Source organism: Nonomuraea sp. NPDC046570 (genome assembly GCF_040645915.1).
GTDB lineage: Bacteria > Actinomycetota > Actinomycetes > Streptosporangiales > Streptosporangiaceae > Nonomuraea.
The window spans coordinates 367,682-384,073 of record NZ_JBEYZF010000001.1; the positions used below are offsets into that span (position 1 = coordinate 367,682).

Here is a 16,392-nt window from a genome sequence, read left to right on the forward strand (position 1 = left end):
AGGTTGGGCTTGCCGTACGGGCGGGCCTGCCTCTAGGGGCGGCCGAGGGCGCGGTAGTGCCAGCCCGCTGAGCGCCAGGTTTCGGCGTTCAGGGCGTTGCGGCCGTCGACGATCTTGCGGGTGGCGACGACGCCGCCGAGCTCCTCCGGGTCGAGGTCGATGAACTCCTGCCACTCGGTCAGCAGCAGCACCACGTTCGCGCCGCGGGCCGCGTCCAGGGCGGAGATCGCGTAGGACAGGTGGGGGTGCGCCTTGCGGGCGTTGTCCAGGGCGATCGGGTCGTAGACCGTGACCTGGCCGCCCTGGTGGCCGATCGTCGCGGCCACGTCGAGCGCGGGGGAGTCGCGGATGTCGTCGGAGTTGGGCTTGAAGGCCGCGCCGAGGACCCCGACCGTACAGCCGTGGAAGGAACCGCCGGCCAGCTCGCGGGCCAGGTCGACCATGCGCGCGCGGCGGCGCTTGTTGATCGCGTCGACCTCGCGCAGGAAGGTCAGCGCCTGGTCGGCGCCCAGCTCGCCCGCGCGGGCCATGAACGCCCGGATGTCCTTCGGCAGGCAGCCGCCGCCGAACCCGAGGCCCGGGTTGAGATAACGACCGCCGATGCGGTCGTCGTAGGACAGGGCCTCTGAGAGCTGTTTGACGTCCGCGTGGGACGCCTCGCACACCTCGGCCATCGCGTTGATGAAGGAGATCTTGGTGGCCAGGAACGCGTTGGCGGCCGACTTGACCAGCTCGGCGGTCGGGAAGTCGGTCACCACCATCGGCACCTCGCCGAGCGGCTCGTACACGTCACGCAGGATCTTCTCCGCGCGCTCGGAGGTCACGCCGATCACGATGCGGTCCGGGTGCATGGTGTCCTTGACCGCGAAGCCCTCGCGCAGGAACTCCGGGTTCCAGGCCAGCTCGGCCCCCAACCCCACCGGGGCCAGAAGGGTGAGCTTCTCGGCCAGGCGGGCCGCCGTGCCGACGGGGACCGTGGACTTGCCGACCACCAGGCAGTCGCGCGTCAGGTGCGGGGCCAGCGACTCGACGGCGCGGTCGAGGTAGGAGACGTCGGCGGCGTACTCGCCGGCCTTCTGGGGCGTGCCCAGGCACAGGAAGTGCACGTCGCCGAATGCCGCGGCCTCCTCGTAGGAGGTGGTGAAGCGCAACCGGCCGGATTCGAGCCCGCGCCGCAGCACCGGTTCCAGCCCAGGCTCGTGGATGGGAAGCTCACCGGCTTGCAGGCGGCGGATCTTGTCGGCGTCGATGTCGAGGCCGAGGACGTCGAATCCCAGATCCGCCATGCACGCCGCGTGGGTGATGCCCAGGTATCCGGTTCCGATCACCGTAAGGCGATATGGCACGTGTGAGCTCCTTTCTCCGCCAAGGCATGTTACCGGCCCCCCATGTCTTCCACTGTGCCACCTGGGCAAACCGGGAAATGGTACCGACTGGTAACAAGATGCTTGGACGTCCTAGTATTCAGGTATGACCTACGCCCTCAGTGAGGAGCACGAGATGCTCCGCGAGACCGTCCGCGCGCTGGCGGAGGAGAAGATCGCGCCCCGAGCCGCCGAGGCCGACGAGCGCGAGGAGTTCCCGTGGGACGTGTACAAGGCGCTCGTGGCCTCTGACCTGCACGCCATCCACGTCCCTGAGGAGTACGGCGGCGCCGGAGGTGACGCTCTCGCCGCGGTCATCGTCATCGAGGAGGTCGCGCGCGCCTGCGCGTCGTCCTCCCTCATTCCGGCTGTGAACAAGCTGGGGACCGTACCTCTGCTGCTGTCCGCCTCCGCTGAAGTCAAGCAGCGGTACCTGCCGGCGGTGGCCTCTGGGGAGGCCATGTTCTCCTATGCACTCTCCGAGCCCGAAGCCGGGTCCGACGCGGCGGCCATGAAGACCCGGGCCGTGCTCGACGGAGACCACTACGTCCTCAACGGGACCAAGATGTGGATCACCAACGCGGGCCTGTCCGAGTACTACACCGTGATGGCCGTCACCGACCCGTCCGCCGGGGCGCGGGGAATCTCCGCATTTGTGGTGGAGAAGGGGGACGAAGGGGTCAGCTTCGGAGCCAAGGAGCGGAAGCTGGGCATCCGGGCCTCGCCTACTCGCCAGGTCATCCTGGAGAACGTGCGCATTCCGGTCAGCCGCCTGGTGGGAGAGCCTGGGACCGGGTTCAAGACTGCACTGGCCACCCTCGACCACACCCGGGTGACCATCGCGGCTCAGGCACTGGGGATCGCGCAGGGGGCGTTGGACTACGCGATCGGGTATGTGAAGGAGCGCAAGCAGTTCGGCAAGGCCATCGCCGAGTTCCAGGGGCTGCAGTTCATGATCGCCGACATGGCGATGAAGCTGGAGGCGGCCCGGCAGCTGACGTACGTGGCGGCGGCCAAGTCAGAACTCGCCATGCACGGCAAGCCGCAGAAGGACCTGACCTTCCTGTCCAGCGCGGCCAAGTGCGCGGCCTCGGACGCGGCTATGGAGATCACGACGGACGCGGTGCAACTCCTCGGCGGGTACGGCTACACGCGCGACTACCCGGTAGAACGCATGATGCGCGACGCCAAGATCACCCAGATCTACGAGGGGACGAACCAGATCCAGCGCATGGTGATGGCCAGGCAACTCCTCAAGTAGAGGGCTGCTCTTCCAGGCGGGCCAAGGCCCGCCTCTTAGTCGCCCATGACGACGGCGTTCTGCAGTGCCGTGGGTCCACTCGGCGGGCCCGTGTGCCGTGAGGAGTTCGCGCCTCTTCTGTGTGCAAGGTGATACCCGCCAGCTAGCGGCCGAGTATGATCCGGGTATGAGCGACAGTAAGAAGCGGATCACCATCACCGTGGACCCTCAACTGGCGGAATACGCGGAAAAGCTCGTGGCGACAGGGAAAGCCGAGTCGGTTTCTGCCGCCTTCAACGCGGCGATGGCCGCCAGGCGCCGCCAGGAGCGGCGCGGCTTGGCGCTCCTCCGGGAAAAGGCCGCCCAAGCCGACCCTGTCCGCGTCGCCCGGATGACTAAGCACGTCGAAGACCAGGCCCGCGCTCAAGGCTTCCAGGTGGACCCTGGTGAGTGATTTCACCCCCACCCCCTACGTTCTCGACACCGGAGTACTCATCGAGATCGCCCGCGGTGACTCCGATCTGATCGGCTTCATGCAGCACTACGACCAGACCGGCCAGCCTCTGGTCGTCCCTTCCCTCGCCGTCACCGGCGCCCTGTTGGACACGCGGAGCGAGGACGCGGAGGCGCTCATGGTCGGCCTGTCAGCATTCGAGGTCGTGGAGGTGGCTCCGCTGGGAGGCGTGGAACAGGCCAGCACACTGGCCGACGTGATCACCAGGACAGGACTGTCGCCCTGGGATGCCCACGTAGCCGCCATCGCGGGGGTGGCGGTGTGCCCGATCCTCACCCTCGACCAGAGGCGCTGGGCTGAGGCTTCTGACGCCCTGGACGGGCAGCTCTTCTTCATTGAGATCGCCGAACCCGAGTAGGGATTCCCCGTGGGCGGTACAGGCTCGGCGCCCCGGGCGCAGAGGTCGACAGCGGCGACTTATACCAGCGCATCGCGGGACGGATCAACTACCACGCAGGCGCTGATCAGCCCCGCCACCCCACTTCCCTCGGGCCGGTGGGAGCAGGCGTCGGGCCGTTGCCGTCACGTCGTCGCGGGTTAGGGAAGCGCCCATGGCGACCGCCTCCGCGTAGGTCTGCTCCGCCAGGGCGGAGCGTACGGCCGACACGTTGCGGGTGCCGTCCAGTGGGTCCATGGCCTCGGGGGAGTAGCCGATTCGGCCGCCGATGGCCTCCACCGCGCCGAGTAGTACCGCGCCCTCCATCGCCTGTCCCGCCATGCCGAGTGCCCCGGCCAGCACGTGTACGCCCGCGAGCCAGCTCGTGACGTCCAGTCTCCGGTCAAGCAGGATGACGGTGTGCGCCGCCTGGCGGATCGCCCGTTCCGCGTCGCCCAGGTCCATGGACACCTTGGCGCCGATCCACCACGCCGAGACGGACGCCCAGTCGTGGCCGCACAGGTCGGCGATGTCGGCGGCCTGGATGAGTTGCGCGGACGCGAGCTGGAAGTCTCCTGTCGCCCGGGTGATCTGGCCGCGGATCATCATCATCTCCGCCTCGATCCACGGCAGGCCGACGGTCGGGACCAGCCGGGCCGCCTCCCGGATCAGTTCCTGCGAGTGTCCCGGGTCGCCGGTGAGCTGCTGGAAGTAGGCCCGGTACGGCAGGGCGCGGGCGAGGACCTCGATCTCACCCGACCGCTCCGCTTCTTCCGAGGCGAGGATGACGTCGTCGTTGCCGCCTAAGGCGTCTCCCACGAGGTAGCGCAGCATCGCCCGGCCCACCAGGGCCTGCCCGCGTTCCGGATGGTCCGGCCCGGCGGCGTCGAGTGCCCTGGTCAGCCAGCCGATGCCCTCGTGCGCGTGCCCGGTGCGGAACCAGTACCACGACAGCGCCCAGGCGAGCCGCAGCGCGGAGTCGATGTCGCCCGTGGTCATGGCGTGGCCCAGCGCCGCGCGCATGTTGGCCTGCTCGTGCTGGAGCCGTCGCATCCAGATCTCGCCGTCGAACGATCTCAGCCGCCGGTTCGCGGTGTCGGCCAGTTCGATGGCCCAGGCGAGGTGCCGGTTCGCCCAGTGGTGGCGCTCATCGGCGGTCAGCAGGCGCTGCGCGTACTGTCTGATCGTCTCCAGCAGGCGGTAGCGGCGGGGTGTGCCCGTGACCTCGGTGGTGACCAGCGACTTGGAGACCAGCGCCGCCAGGTTCGGCAGCACCTTCGGCCGGTCGGTCAGCCATTGGGCCGCTTCCAGGTCGAAGCCTCCCTCGAACAGGGCGAGGCGGCCCAGGAGTTCCCGCTCTTCGCCGGTGAGGAGGCGGACGCTCGATTCGATCACCGCCTCCAGGTCGCGGTGCCGTGCGGGGGCCGTACGGGATCCTGAGGAGAGCAGGCCGAAGCGGTCGGTGAGGCCGTCGGAGATCTGTTCCAGCGACAGGATCCGTGTCTGGGCGGCGGCCAGTTCGATCGCCAGCGGAAGCCCGTCGAGGTCGCGGCAGATCCCGGCCATGAGTTCCTGTTCCGAGCGGCGGGGCCGCCAGCCGGGTCGCAGGGCGAGGGCGCGTTCGACGAACAGTTCGACGCCGGCGCCGTCCGGGGCCAGCGGCGGGATCTCCCAGGTGACCTCTCCCGTGATCGCGAGGGGCTCCCGGCTCGTGGCCAGCAGCCGCAGGCGAGGGCAGCGCGACAGGAGTTCCTCCGCCAGGGTGGCGATGTCGCCCACCAGGTGCTCGCAGTTGTCGAGGACGAGGAGGATCTCGCGGTCGCCGATCGCGGTGGCCAGCTCCGCGGCGCCCCTGACGTACGACGCGCCCATGGCCGCGCCGACCAGCTCGGGGAGCAGGCCGGGGTCGGTCACGTCGGCGAGGAGCGCGGCCCATGGGCCCTCACCCGCGCCGTACTCCCTGGCCACCTCGAACGCGGCGCGCGTCTTCCCGGAACCGCCGGGCCCGGTGATCGTCACGAGCCGATGGGAGGCCAGCAGGCGCCTGATCGCGGCCACGTCGTCGTCGCGGCCGATCAGCCTGGTCAGCGGGGCCGGGATCGACGAGGGGTCCGCGGATCCGGCGGGGAGCGGCGAGAGGTGATCCGCGGGGGCGGGAGAGGCGGTGGGGGCGGACGGCACGCCCGGCCGTGCGGCGGCTCCGTCCAGCTCCGGGTCCTGGTTGAGGACCGCCATCTCCATGGCCCGCAGCCCGGGGCCCGGGTCGACGCCCAGTTCCTCCCGCAGGCGCTCGCGGGCCGTGCGCAGCGCCTCCAGCGCGCTCCCCTGCCGCCCGCTCCGGTAGTGGGCGAGCGCGAGGAGCTCCCAGGCGCGTTCGGCCAGCGGGTGCTCGCGGACCAGCACCTCCAGGTCGCTGAGCACCGTGGCGTCCACGCCCATGGCGAGCCGGGCCGCCGCGTGAGCCTGGCGGGCGTCGAGGCGGGTGCTCTCCAGGCGGGCGATCTCGGCCGCCGCCACCTCGCTGTCCCGCAGGTCGGCGTACGCGGGGCCGCGCCACAGAGCGAGGGCGGCCGACAGGTGCTCCGCCGCCACCGCGGGATCGTCGTTCAGCAGGCGGGCACCGAGTTCGGCGAGCGCGGTGAACCGCTCCGCGTCCACCGACTCCGGCCGCACCCGCAGTGCGTAGCCGGGCCCCTGCCGGTCCAGAAGCCCGTGCGCGGCGCGCAACGGCCGGTCCGGCTCGATGGTACGGCGCAGCTTGGTGACGTAGGAGTGCAGAGTGCCGACCGCGGATCGGGGTGACCGCCCGTCCCAGATCGCCTCGACGATCCGATCGACGGTGACGACCCTTCCTTGCGCGATGAGCAGGGTCGCGAGTAACGCCTTGACCCGTGTCCCGCCGACCTCGAGCTCCGCCCCAGCTCGCCGCACCGTCAGCGGGCCGAGTACGGAAAAGTCAAGCCCAGCCCCCGTAGCGTCCACGGATGACCTTTCCCTTCGATCCTGGCCCTTCACCTATTTCCGCATTTATACCGTGACGAAGGCGTCCCTGATCGTGCTCAGCCGATGGGCGATGACGATCCTGGTCTGAGAGCCGGCACAGGTTGGCCTCGGTGAGGCTGTCAAGGCTGCTGGTGGTCTCGTCGAGCAGCACTCCTTCGGGTGTGTCAGGCCAGCTCCTCCTGGGCCAGATGCTGTACTTGACCCCACGAAGGGACTCTCAGGGGAGTTCGTCGAAGGTGGAGCGGCTCACGCGGCGTAGGAGGCGCTTCGACGCGGGGGCGATCAGGCGCCAGAGGCCGCGGACCGCGAGGAAGACGAGAGGGCCGAAGATCACGGGCACCAGGAAATGGGCCAGGGGCGGCAGGTTGTCACCGGCGGCGAAACTGAAGAAGTCGTCGAAGATCTTGGGGTTGGCGTACCAGAACAGGCCAAGGAAGAAGAATGTCTGCCCGACGAAAATGAGCTCCAGCGGAACAGCGGGACGGTTCGTCTTCTGCTCCGGAGCCTTTCGCGCGCCGGCCCCGTTGTCGCGTGCTCGTAGTTCGATCCTGCGCCGGGCCTGGTGGCCAGGGTGCTGCTTGTTGGGCTTTTCGCCGAGGCGCCAGAACTGGGATCGACGCCCTCCTCCTGGCCCGCACCCTCCGCTCCGACCTCGACCGCATGGAAGCAGAACTGATCGAGGAGGCCAGAGCCCACGGCGTGGTCAGTTCGCGGTGACCGTCACGTTTCCGGTGAAGCTTCTCGCGATGATCTTCTTGGTCGCGCCCGGCCCCGCGTCCTTGACGGTCGAGCGCGCCCGGCCGTCCTTGCTCTCCACCCTGACGGAGTACTCTCCCGCCGGCACCGTCGCCACCACCCGGCCGTCGTCGGAGGCCGCGTCCACCTTCGTGGGCGCGGTGTCGAACCCCAGCCTGATCGCCCCGGAGTTCGTCCGCGCCCGCACGTCCGCCGACCGGGTACGCACCGCGGTGATCGAGCCGTCGTCGCTGCGCAGGCGCAGGATGCCCGACAGGCCGTCCACCTTGATCGACCCGCCGGTCGTCACCAGCGTGACGTTCTGGGCGAGCCCGGAGACGATCACCCCATCGTCGCCCCCCTCGACGAGGACCGGTACGCCGGACGGCACCGCGACGGTGTAGCGCGCGCCGCAGTCGCCGAAGTTCAGGGTGCAGCGCGCCGTCAGCGCCAGGGTGCCGTCGCGCAGCGTCCAGGCGGAGTTGCCGTCCTTGGCCGCCTTGCCGCGCAGCCACCGGTCCACCACGACCTGCGGGCCCGTCCCCTGGGTGACGCGAAGGCCACCGAGCGGCACCTTGATCGTGAGCGCGCCGCCGGTGAAGGGGAAGGTCTGGTTCGAGTGCTGGGGAGTCGCTTCGAGTTCGATGCCGCAGGCCGTCAGGCTCAACAGCACCGCCGCCGCTACCGCTGTCCGCTTCATACCGCTGATCGTCGCCCGCGGCGCCGACCCGGCCATCGGCCATGTGGCCGAGCGCGCATCGGCCATTCGGCCAAACGGTGTTCAGAGGGCGCGCAGGACCTCGCGTACCTGGGTGAGCGGGCCGTCGCCGACCGGGCGCAGCACCACGGTCTCGGCCCCCGACTCCCACAGCGTCCTGATCGTGGCCGCGGCCTCGGCGGGCGAGCCCGTGGCCAGCGTCACCTCGGCGGGCGGCACCTTCAGGAAGGCGGCCGACTCGGCCCTGACGGGGTCGGTGACGGCGGCGGACTCGCCGACGAACAGCCAGGTGAAGACGATCAGCTCGTGTGACGAGGCTTCGCCGATGTGCTCCAGCGCCGCCGCGATCTGTACCGGCCCGTAGCCTTCGGGCACGATCGTCCCCTGCGCCACCCGCCCCGACAGCGCCAGCGACTTCGGGCTCACCACGCCGGTCACCACCGGCGGCACCTCGGCGGGCGGGTGCACCAGGCGCACGCCGTCCAGGTGCACGGCCTTGCCGTGCAGGGTCACGGTCTCGCCGCGCAGCAGCGCGCGCACCGCCGTGACGGTCTCCTCCAGCAGCGCCAGCGGCGAGGGTACGGCCGCGCCGACCTGCCGCATCCAGGCCTGGACACCGTGCCCGATCCCGGCGACCAGGCGGCCGGGATGAAGCCTGGCCAGGTTGCCGAGCTCCATTGCCAGCAGCATGGGATTGCGCAGCGGCGCGGGCGTGATGCCGATGCCGACGCGCAGCCGCGAGGTCACGGCGAGCGCGGTGGCGGCCGAGGAGATCCCGCCGGTCCAGCCCAGGTCCTCGATGACCCACAGGTCGTCGACCGTGCTCTGGTCGAGCTCGCGGGCGAAGGGCACGAGCTGCTCCGGCGGCAGGTCACGGTCGAACATCACGCCAAGCCTCATGCGCCTACCTTAGATCGCGCGAGGCTGATCACCGGCCCGGCGTCAGGCCGCCGCGCCGAGCAGGGCGCGGGCCTCATTCGCCGAGGAGCAGATCTCGAAGTGGCGGTCCAGGTTCGTGATGGTCAGCAGGTGGGCGATCATCCCGGGACCGAGCACCAGGATCAGCCGACCGTGCGCGCCGCGCACCCTGTTCAGCGCCGACACCAGCACGCCGAGCCCCACGGAGTCACAGAACGGCACCGCGGTCAGATCGATCACCAGCAGTGGCCTTCCGGCGATGGCCAGCGCCCGGTCGAGTTCGTCGCGGAGCCGTGGGGCCACCGCCATGTCGAGCTCGCCCGACGCCTCGACGATTGTGGAGCGCCCCTCCTGCCAGGACCTGACGACCATGTGGCTCACCTCCGCCTTGGCTGTCTACCTGCCCTGACACCGAGGCGTTATACCTATTTCTTACAGATGTTCTGGGTGGCCGTCCGGGTCGTCGGGGTCGCGCTGGGCGACGGCGAGGGGGTGGGCTTCGTGGCGTCCTTCGCCTTGCGGATCTTCGGCTGGTCGCTGCCGATGACCACCTCGATGCCCTTGATGTCGACCTCCCGGAGATCGGCGCCGGGGATGGCGGCGGCGACCGTCCTCGCCGAGTCCTTCAGGCCGGGGCCGTACCGGACGATGGTCTTGGTGTGGTCCTTGCGTGCGGTGTTGCCCGGCTCGTCCGGCACCTTGAAGCCGGCCTCGACCAGGGCGTTCTTGGTGCGCGCGCCGAGCCCGGTGATCAGCGTGCCGTTGAGCACCGTCAGCGTCACCCGCTCCGGCGGTACGGCGGTGGCGGTCGTCGTCGGAGTGGCCTTCACCGTGGGCGTCGGCTTGGCGCTCGGCTTGGCCAGGTCCTCGTCGGCGGAGATGCGGCGGAACAGGTCCTCGGCGCCCTTCTTGTCCCACAGCACCGCCGACTCGCCCGTCGGCGTCTTGAAGTCGACGTCGGCCAGCGGCACGGTGGCGAACCTGACGTCGTTCAGCGAGACGTCCTTGAGCTGCCCGGCCAGGCCGAGGAGGTCGCTCTTCAGCTCCTTGTCGACCGTGATGGTGCGCAGCGAGCTGTCGATGAGCCCGGACAGCCGCGCGGGGCTGGCCAGCGTGCCCGAGCTGAGCGCCTTGTCCAGCAGCGCGGAGATGACCTGCTGCTGCCGGTCGATCCGGTCGAGGTCGGAGCGCGCGGTGGCCCGGGTGCGGGCGTAGCCGAGCGCCTCGGGGCCCTTGAGCTCGTGGGTGCCGGCCGCCAGGGTGAGCGCGATCTTGGAGTCGTTGATCGGTACGGGCGTGCAGACCGTGATGCCGCCGAGGGAGTCGATCACGTCGATGAAACCGAGGACGTTGACCTCGATGTAGTGGTTGATGCGCAGGCCGGTCGCCTGCTCGACGGTCTTGACGGCCAGCTTGGCCTTGCCGAACTGGTAGGCTGAGTTGATCTTGTGCATGCCCTGGCCCGGGATGGTCGTCCAGGTGTCGCGGGGCAGGCTGACCACGGTCACCTTGCGGTGGTCCTCCGACAGGTGCACCACCATCATCGTGTCGGTGCGCTCGCCGACCTCGCGGCCCAGCTTGAGCTTGTTCTGCTCCTTGCGGGACAGGTCGTCGCGCTTGTCCACGCCGACCAGCAGGATGTTCATCGCACCGCGCGACGCGGAGCCGGCCACGCCCGCGTCGACCGCGGCGATCTTGCCGGTGGCGAAGGTGGTGCCCGCCCAGACCACGCCGGAGCCGGCCAGCACCAGGCTCGACAGCGTGCCCGCGACGACCAGGTTGCGCCGCCGGGTCCGCGCCCCGCGGCCGGGCCTGCGCGTGCGCCGTCCCTGGAGCTTGACGCCGCCGTAGGCGTCCCCGCCCACGTGCACTCCCGCGTCCTGCTCGTCCGGGTCGCGCATGCCGTGGCCCCCTCTGTGCAACCGGCGGATCAGGCTTTCGATTGCCTTCCTCCCCTGGTCGTACAGTAGCGTGAGGGCCGCCATGAAGCAGTTCCCCGACTCGCCCGCGCAGCCCGCGTCCGCAGAGACGCGCGCCTGGCCGCCGATCTCCGTCGTCATGCCGGTCCTCAACGAGGAACGGCACCTCCGCGAGGCCGTCGAGCAGGTCCTCGCCCAGCGCTATCCAGGCCCCATCGAGCTCGTCCTCGCCATCGGGCCCTCCCATGACCGGACCCAGGAGGTCGCCGACGCCATAGCGGCGTCCGATCCGCGGGTCACCGTCGTGCCCAATCCGACGGGCCGTACACCCAACGCGCTCAACGCCGCCATCGGCGCGTCGCGCAACAGCATCATCGCCAGGGTGGACGGCCATGCGATGCTCCCCGACGACTACCTCAAGGTCGCGGTGGAGACGCTGGAGGAGACGGGCGCCGACAACGTCGGCGGCGTCATGGCCGCCGAAGGGATCACCCCCTTCGAGCAGGCCGTCGCCCGCGCGATGACCTCCAAGATCGGCGTCGGCGCGGCCACGTTCCACGTGGGCGGCACCGCGGGCCCGGCCGACACCGTCTACCTGGGGGTCTTCCGCCGTGAGGCGCTGATCCGGGTCGGCGGCTACGACGAGCACTTCCAGCGTGCCCAGGACTGGGAGATGAACCACCGCATCCGCCAGTCCGGCGGCCTGGTGTGGTTCCAGCCGCGGATGCGCGTCTCCTACCGGCCGCGCCCCAACGTCAAGGCCCTGGCCAAGCAGTACTTCCACTACGGCCGCTGGCGCCGGGTCGTCGCCCGCACCCACGAGGGCACGATGAACTTCCGCTACCTGGCGCCGCCGGCGGCGGTGGCGGGCATCGTGGCCGGGCTGGTCGCCGCGCCGTTCTTCCCGCTCGCGCTGATCCTGCCGGGCGGCTACGCCGCCGCCATCCTGGCCGGCTCGGTGCTGACCGGCAGCGGCCTGCCGTCGGCCGCCAAGATCAGGCTGCCGCTCGTCTACGTCACCATGCACATGAGCTGGGGGCTGGGCTTCATCACGAGCCCGAGGCGGCTTTCGCGGCCGTGAAGGAGCCCTGCACGGCCGCCTCGAAGCGCGTGAGCGCGCCGGGGCGGCCGAGCCCGAGCGGGTGCTCTTGCAAACCCCACGTCACGCATCGCCGAGGCGCACGTCGACCACCTGGCCCGTCAGGTCGGAGATCAGCACGTCGAGCGAGGTCCTGGCGACCGCGTGCGGGGACGGCAGCGTGTGCGCGGGCTCCTCGCCGAACGCCCGCTCGGGCATCGGCGTGCCGGTCGGTTCGGGATTGACGCAGTTGACCCGTACCCCGTCGGCCGCCCACTCGTCGGCCAGTGCCTGCGTCAGGTTGACCACGGCCGCCTTGGTGGAGGAGTACAGGCTGTAGTCGGCGCGGCCCCTGGCATAGGAGCCGGAGGTGTGGAGCAGCAGGCCGCCGCGGCTCTCCCGGAGGTACGGGAAGGCGGCGCGGGCGACGTTGATCGGGCCCAGGTAGTTGACGCCGACGGTGTCGGCGACGGTCTCGTCGGTCACCTCCGCGAGCTTGCCCATGTGCAGCACGCCCGCGGTGTTGACCACGTAGTCGACCCGGCCGACCTGAGCCAGGGCCTTGCCGACGGTGTCGAAGTCCTCCACCCGCACGCCGTTCTGGGTGCGGGAGAAGGAGTGGACCTCGGCGCCGTGCGCGGCGGCCAGCTCCACGATGTCGGCGCCGACGCCGTAGCCGCCGCCGAAGACGACCACGCTCCGGCCCGCCAGAGCCTTGCGGAGCGCCATCGGCGACGGCGACGGCGGCGAGGACGCGGCGAGCTGGAAGAGCTTGTCGGCGATGGCGACGTCCACCGGATGGGTGACCTTCATGTTGTGCTCGCTGCCCGGCACGATCGCGATCGGCACCTCCGGCAGGTAGCGCAGCACGACGCCGCAGTCGTCGGTGGCCGGCCGCCGGTCGAAGCCGGGATCGGCGAACGCCCGCTCGTACGCCTCGCGGACGACCGACAGGCGGAAGCACTGCGGGGTCTGGCCCCGCCTCAGCATCGAGCGGTCGGGAATGTCGCGGACGATCTCGCCGCGCGGACCCGGCATCGCCACCAGAAGCGTGTCCGAGCTCGGGATGGCCACCTCGACCGCCGAGTAGACCTTCAGCGCCTCGAAACACTCCGTGATGATCCGGGGCTCCAGCAGCGGGCGCACGGCGTCGTGCAGGAGCACGTCGCACTCCTGCTGGCCCAGCGCCTTCAGCGCCCGCCAGGTGGTCTCCGGACGGCTCGCGCCGCCCTCCAGGATCTGGCTCACCTTGCCGTAGCCGCCCCTGGCGACGATCTCCTCGACGTCGCGGGTGAAGCCGGGCGTCATCATCACGATGATCTCGTCGATCTCGGGAGCGTTGTCGAACAGGGCCAGCGTGTGCTCCAGAATCGTCCGACCGGCGATCTTGATGAGCTGCTTGGGCGTGCTGTGACCGACCCGCTGGCCCACGCCCCCGGCGAGGAGCACCCCCACCGAACGCAGTCGAGATTCCATGAGCCGAGCGTAATGGTCTCGCGCGTCGCGGCCGCGCAGCCGTGATTTGCCGTCAACGGGTCGCTACGCTGTGCTCATGGTCGCGCTCGGGATCCGAGCGGTGTCCGCACTCCCTCGCGACCCGAAGGAGGTCTGCGCCCTTGACCGAGACCACGACGATGCGCGACGGCCTCACGACCGCGGCCGTGGTGCTGGCGACCACACCGGCCGCGAAACTGGCCTGCGCCGATGGCACCCTGCTGGACCGCATCACCGACCAACTCGTCACGCTGCCCGTACGCGACACGCACGTGGTCCCGCCCGGTCGCGGCCTGGGCGACGACCTGCGGAGCGTGGCCCATATCGCCCGCATCTCGCCGGGGGCGGTCGTGGTGCTGCCCGCCGACCTCGTCGCGCACACCGAGGCGCTGGCCGTCCTGCTGGAGCATCCCTCCTACGGCACCGGCGCGCTGGTCTGCGCGGACGGGGTCCTCGGGCCGCTGCGCCCGCCGGTCCAGGTGTCCGGCGGCAAGATCGTGACCGCGGGCAGCTCGTTCCACCAGGTGCCCGAGGCCAACGCCACCTTCCGCGGCGTGCTGCAGGTCGGCGCCGCCGACCTCGCCACGCTCGCCGACATCGCCGACGAGCTGGCCGAGCTGGCCGACGCGGGGCGGCTCGGCCCGGTGACCGCGATGGAGACCGTCGACCTGCTGCTGGTCGGGCTGGTGCGCTCGGGGGTCGGCGTGCGCGCGGCCAAGCTCGGGCCGCTGCACTGCGACCGGGTGACCGGGCAGAGCGCCGCCGACGCCGCCGTCACCAGGCTGGCCGACGTGGACGAGGTCAAGGTACGGCTGGACACGGCGGTGAAGAGCAACGACGGCTTCTTCGCCACGTTCTTCGTCAGCTCCTGGTCGACCCACCTGGTCCGCCTGGCGGCCAGGCTGCGGCTCACGCCGAACACCGTGACCGGCATCTCCATCGGCATGGCCGTCCTGTCCGCGGTGTGGTACTCGGAGGGGACCAGGAGCGCGCAGATCATCGGCTCGGTGCTGCTCCTGCTGTCGTTCGTGCTCGACTGCGTCGACGGGCAGCTCGCCCGCTACACCCGCGCCTTCTCCCCGCTGGGCGCCTGGGTGGACGCGATGGCCGACCGGCTCAAGGAGTACACCGTCTACGTGGGCCTGGCCTTCGGCTACAGCGCGAGCCTGGCGACGACCGACGGCGGCCCCGACGGCATCTGGCGGCTCGCCGTGGCCGCGATGATCGTCCAGGTGCTCAAGCACACGCTCGACTTCTCCTACGGCGGCGGCCTGGCCGACGCGCGCCGCGTCGGCGCCTCCTGGGCCAGGCCCTCGCGCTCCCTGCTCGAAGCCGCCGACGGCGCCCGGTACGCCCGCCCCCAGCGGGGCGTGCTCAGACTGGCGCGGCGGCTGGAACGCGAGACGTTCACCCGCTGGCTCAAGAGGATCATCCCGCTGCCCATCGGCGAGCGGATGGCGCTGATCGCCATCACCGCGGCGGTGTTCAACGCCAGGGTCACCTTCCTGGCGCTGATCGCCTGGGGCGGCGTCGCCCTGCTGTACCAGCTCATCGGCAGGATCGCGAGGTCGACCCAGTGACATCCACGCAGATGACGCCCATCCCACGCAGCAGGGTCGTCGCCTACCGCGACGACGGCACGCTCTCCCGCGGCATGGGCAGGCTCGTGGCCGGTCAGTTGCCGCCGCTGCCGCCCGCGATCGCCGGGGCGTTCGTCACCGGCATCCTGCTGATCGTGGGCGTGGGCGGCACCGACGGGCTCGCGGTCTTCGCCCCCGCCGTGGCGCTGCTGCTGGCCGGGCCGGGCAGCTCGCACCCGCATGACGGGCGCCTGGACTGGCTGGTCCCACCGATCCTGCGACTGACCGAGTACGGCTTCGTCGCCGCGGTCTGCTTCGGCCACGACGTGCACCCGGTGCTCATCTTCGTGCTGCTCGGCGCCATGGCCTTCCACCACTACGACGTCGTCTACCGCCTGCGCCAGCGCGTCTACCCGCCGCTGTGGCTGGCCACGGCGGGGCTCGGCTGGGACGGCCGGATGCTCGCGGTGTCGCTGGGCGTCATCATCGGGTGGCCCGACCTGGTGTGCCTGCTGCTGGCGGTGTACCTGTGGGGGCTGTTCGGCTGGGAGAGCAGCACCTGCTGGCTGGCCGCGCCCCGATCCGGCACGGAGATGGCCGCTCCGGGAACACGGGACTGACTACGGATTACACGATCAGGACCCAAAGGCAACTAACCTTTGGGTTCTACATAGTCATGCTCGACCTAGGAGTGCACGTTGCTGGGAATGGTGCTGGCCGCCGGGGCCGGACGACGTCTGCGGCCCTATACCGACACGTTGCCCAAGGCACTCGTGCCGGTCGACGGAGACACGACGATCATGGACATCTCGCTGCGCAACCTCGCCGCGGTCGACCTTCGTGACGTGGTGGTCATCGTCGGGTATGCCGAGCAGGCCGTACACGAGCGCAAGGACGAGCTGGAGCGCCGGCACGGTGTGAAGCTGACCCTGGTGCACAACGACAAGGCCGAGGAGTGGAACAACGCCTACTCCCTGTGGTGCGCGCGCGACTACTTCGCGCAGGGCGCGCTGCTGGTCAACGGCGACACCGTGCACCCGGTCTCGGTCGAGGAGACGCTGCTGTCGGCGCCCGCGACCAGCGACATCCTGCTCGCCGTCGACGACGTGAAGTCGCTGGCCGACGAGGAGATGAAGGTGACCCTGAACGGCGGCGACCTCAAGCGCATCACCAAGCTGATGGACCCGGCCGACGCCTACGGCGAGTACATCGGCGCCACGCTCATCCGTCCCGGCGCCGCCGAGCGGCTGGCCGACGCGCTCCAGGCGACCTTCGAGCGTGACCCCCAGCTCTACTACGAGGACGGCTACCAGGAGATGGTCGCCCGCGGCGAGAGGATCCATGTCGCGCCGATCGGCAAGGTCGAGTGGGTCGAAGTCGACAACCACGACGACCTGGCCAAGGCCCGCGACATCGCCGCCCGCTACTGAGGAGGGCGGATGCCGCTACTTGC

The 16,392-nt window shown here is 70.5% G+C and carries 14 protein-coding genes; 7 read left to right on the forward strand and 7 right to left on the reverse strand.

Translation table 11 applies throughout. From position 1 onward, the window contains the following. Positions 1-32: 32 nt before the first annotated feature. Complete coding sequence (locus ABZ911_RS01745) at positions 33-1,346, reverse strand: UDP-glucose/GDP-mannose dehydrogenase family protein (RefSeq protein WP_358050405.1); 1,314 nt, start codon at positions 1,344-1,346, stop codon at positions 33-35. A 124-nt stretch (positions 1,347-1,470) separates the two neighbouring features. On the opposite strand from ABZ911_RS01745, the gene ABZ911_RS01750 reads away from it, so the two are divergent. The 3 genes from ABZ911_RS01750 (at position 1,471) to ABZ911_RS01760 (ending at position 3,476) form a co-directional block, all read left to right on the forward strand. Continuing rightward, positions 1,471-2,625, forward strand: a complete 1,155-nt coding sequence (locus tag ABZ911_RS01750; RefSeq protein ID WP_358050408.1) for an acyl-CoA dehydrogenase family protein — start codon at positions 1,471-1,473, stop codon at positions 2,623-2,625. A gap of 166 nt (positions 2,626-2,791) precedes the next feature. Further along, complete coding sequence (locus ABZ911_RS01755) at positions 2,792-3,058, forward strand: hypothetical protein (RefSeq protein ID WP_358050411.1); 267 nt, start codon at positions 2,792-2,794, stop codon at positions 3,056-3,058. Next, a complete protein-coding gene (locus ABZ911_RS01760; RefSeq protein ID WP_358050414.1) occupies positions 3,051-3,476 on the forward strand; it encodes a PIN domain-containing protein in 426 nt (141 codons plus the stop codon). The genes ABZ911_RS01755 and ABZ911_RS01760 overlap by 8 nt, the downstream gene beginning before the upstream one ends. 84 nt (positions 3,477-3,560) lie before the next feature. Here the strand turns inward: ABZ911_RS01760 and ABZ911_RS01765 are convergent, their stop codons facing one another. From ABZ911_RS01765 to ABZ911_RS01785, 5 genes are all read right to left on the reverse strand, one after another. Next, a complete protein-coding gene (locus ABZ911_RS01765; protein WP_358050417.1) occupies positions 3,561-6,476 on the reverse strand; it encodes a BTAD domain-containing putative transcriptional regulator in 2,916 nt (971 codons plus the stop codon). A gap of 724 nt (positions 6,477-7,200) precedes the next feature. Continuing rightward, on the reverse strand, positions 7,201-7,932 hold the full coding sequence (locus tag ABZ911_RS01770; protein WP_358050420.1) for a DUF4097 family beta strand repeat-containing protein: 732 nt from the start codon (positions 7,930-7,932) through the stop codon (positions 7,201-7,203). A gap of 81 nt (positions 7,933-8,013) precedes the next feature. Next, on the reverse strand, positions 8,014-8,850 hold the full coding sequence (locus ABZ911_RS01775) for an LLM class flavin-dependent oxidoreductase (RefSeq protein WP_358050423.1): 837 nt from the start codon (positions 8,848-8,850) through the stop codon (positions 8,014-8,016). A 42-nt stretch (positions 8,851-8,892) separates the two neighbouring features. Next, positions 8,893-9,240 (reverse strand): STAS domain-containing protein, encoded by a 348-nt coding sequence (locus ABZ911_RS01780; RefSeq protein WP_358050426.1) that lies wholly within the window; start codon positions 9,238-9,240, stop codon positions 8,893-8,895. A 53-nt stretch (positions 9,241-9,293) separates the two neighbouring features. Beyond that, positions 9,294-10,769, reverse strand: a complete 1,476-nt coding sequence (locus ABZ911_RS01785) for an LCP family protein (RefSeq protein ID WP_358050429.1) — start codon at positions 10,767-10,769, stop codon at positions 9,294-9,296. Between the two features lie 82 nt (positions 10,770-10,851). Here ABZ911_RS01785 and ABZ911_RS01790 point away from each other — a divergent pair, with 82 nt between their 5' ends. Then, positions 10,852-11,868, forward strand: a complete 1,017-nt coding sequence (locus ABZ911_RS01790; RefSeq protein WP_358050432.1) for a glycosyltransferase family 2 protein — start codon at positions 10,852-10,854, stop codon at positions 11,866-11,868. An 81-nt stretch (positions 11,869-11,949) separates the two neighbouring features. Here ABZ911_RS01790 and ABZ911_RS01795 read toward each other — a convergent pair whose 3' ends face one another. Beyond that, the gene (locus ABZ911_RS01795; RefSeq protein ID WP_358050435.1) at positions 11,950-13,341 is read right to left on the reverse strand and encodes a bifunctional cytidylyltransferase/SDR family oxidoreductase; all 1,392 of its coding nucleotides are present in this window, start codon (positions 13,339-13,341) and stop codon (positions 11,950-11,952) included. Positions 13,342-13,481: 140 nt separating this feature from the next. On the opposite strand from ABZ911_RS01795, the gene ABZ911_RS01800 reads away from it, so the two are divergent. The 3 genes from ABZ911_RS01800 (at position 13,482) to ABZ911_RS01810 (ending at position 16,369) form a co-directional block, all read left to right on the forward strand. Then, positions 13,482-14,939 carry a CDP-alcohol phosphatidyltransferase family protein gene (locus ABZ911_RS01800; RefSeq protein ID WP_358050438.1) on the forward strand — a complete coding sequence of 486 codons (1,458 nt, stop codon included), beginning with the start codon at positions 13,482-13,484 and terminating at the stop codon, positions 14,937-14,939. Between the two features lie 11 nt (positions 14,940-14,950). After that, positions 14,951-15,559 (forward strand): DUF5941 domain-containing protein, encoded by a 609-nt coding sequence (locus tag ABZ911_RS01805; RefSeq protein WP_358050440.1) that lies wholly within the window; start codon positions 14,951-14,953, stop codon positions 15,557-15,559. Between the two features lie 78 nt (positions 15,560-15,637). Continuing rightward, entirely contained in the window at positions 15,638-16,369 is a 732-nt protein-coding gene (locus ABZ911_RS01810) for a phosphocholine cytidylyltransferase family protein (RefSeq protein WP_358050443.1), read from the forward strand. The last annotated feature ends 23 nt before the right edge of the window (positions 16,370-16,392 follow it).

Excerpts from the sequence above, each read along its gene's own strand:
- ABZ911_RS01750 (WP_358050408.1), top strand. The coding sequence starts at position 1,471 with ATGACCTACGCCCTCAGTGAGGAGCACGAGATGCTCCGCGAGACCGTC.
- ABZ911_RS01755 (WP_358050411.1), top strand. The coding sequence starts at position 2,792 with ATGAGCGACAGTAAGAAGCGGATCACCATCACCGTGGACCCTCAACTG.
- ABZ911_RS01770 (WP_358050420.1), bottom strand. The coding sequence starts at position 7,932 with ATGAAGCGGACAGCGGTAGCGGCGGCGGTGCTGTTGAGCCTGACGGCC.
- ABZ911_RS01775 (WP_358050423.1), bottom strand. The coding sequence starts at position 8,850 with ATGAGGCTTGGCGTGATGTTCGACCGTGACCTGCCGCCGGAGCAGCTC.
- ABZ911_RS01780 (WP_358050426.1), bottom strand. The coding sequence starts at position 9,240 with ATGGTCGTCAGGTCCTGGCAGGAGGGGCGCTCCACAATCGTCGAGGCG.
- ABZ911_RS01785 (WP_358050429.1), bottom strand. The coding sequence starts at position 10,769 with ATGCGCGACCCGGACGAGCAGGACGCGGGAGTGCACGTGGGCGGGGAC.
- ABZ911_RS01790 (WP_358050432.1), top strand. The coding sequence starts at position 10,852 with ATGAAGCAGTTCCCCGACTCGCCCGCGCAGCCCGCGTCCGCAGAGACG.
- ABZ911_RS01795 (WP_358050435.1), bottom strand. The coding sequence starts at position 13,341 with ATGGAATCTCGACTGCGTTCGGTGGGGGTGCTCCTCGCCGGGGGCGTG.
- ABZ911_RS01805 (WP_358050440.1), top strand. The coding sequence starts at position 14,951 with ATGACGCCCATCCCACGCAGCAGGGTCGTCGCCTACCGCGACGACGGC.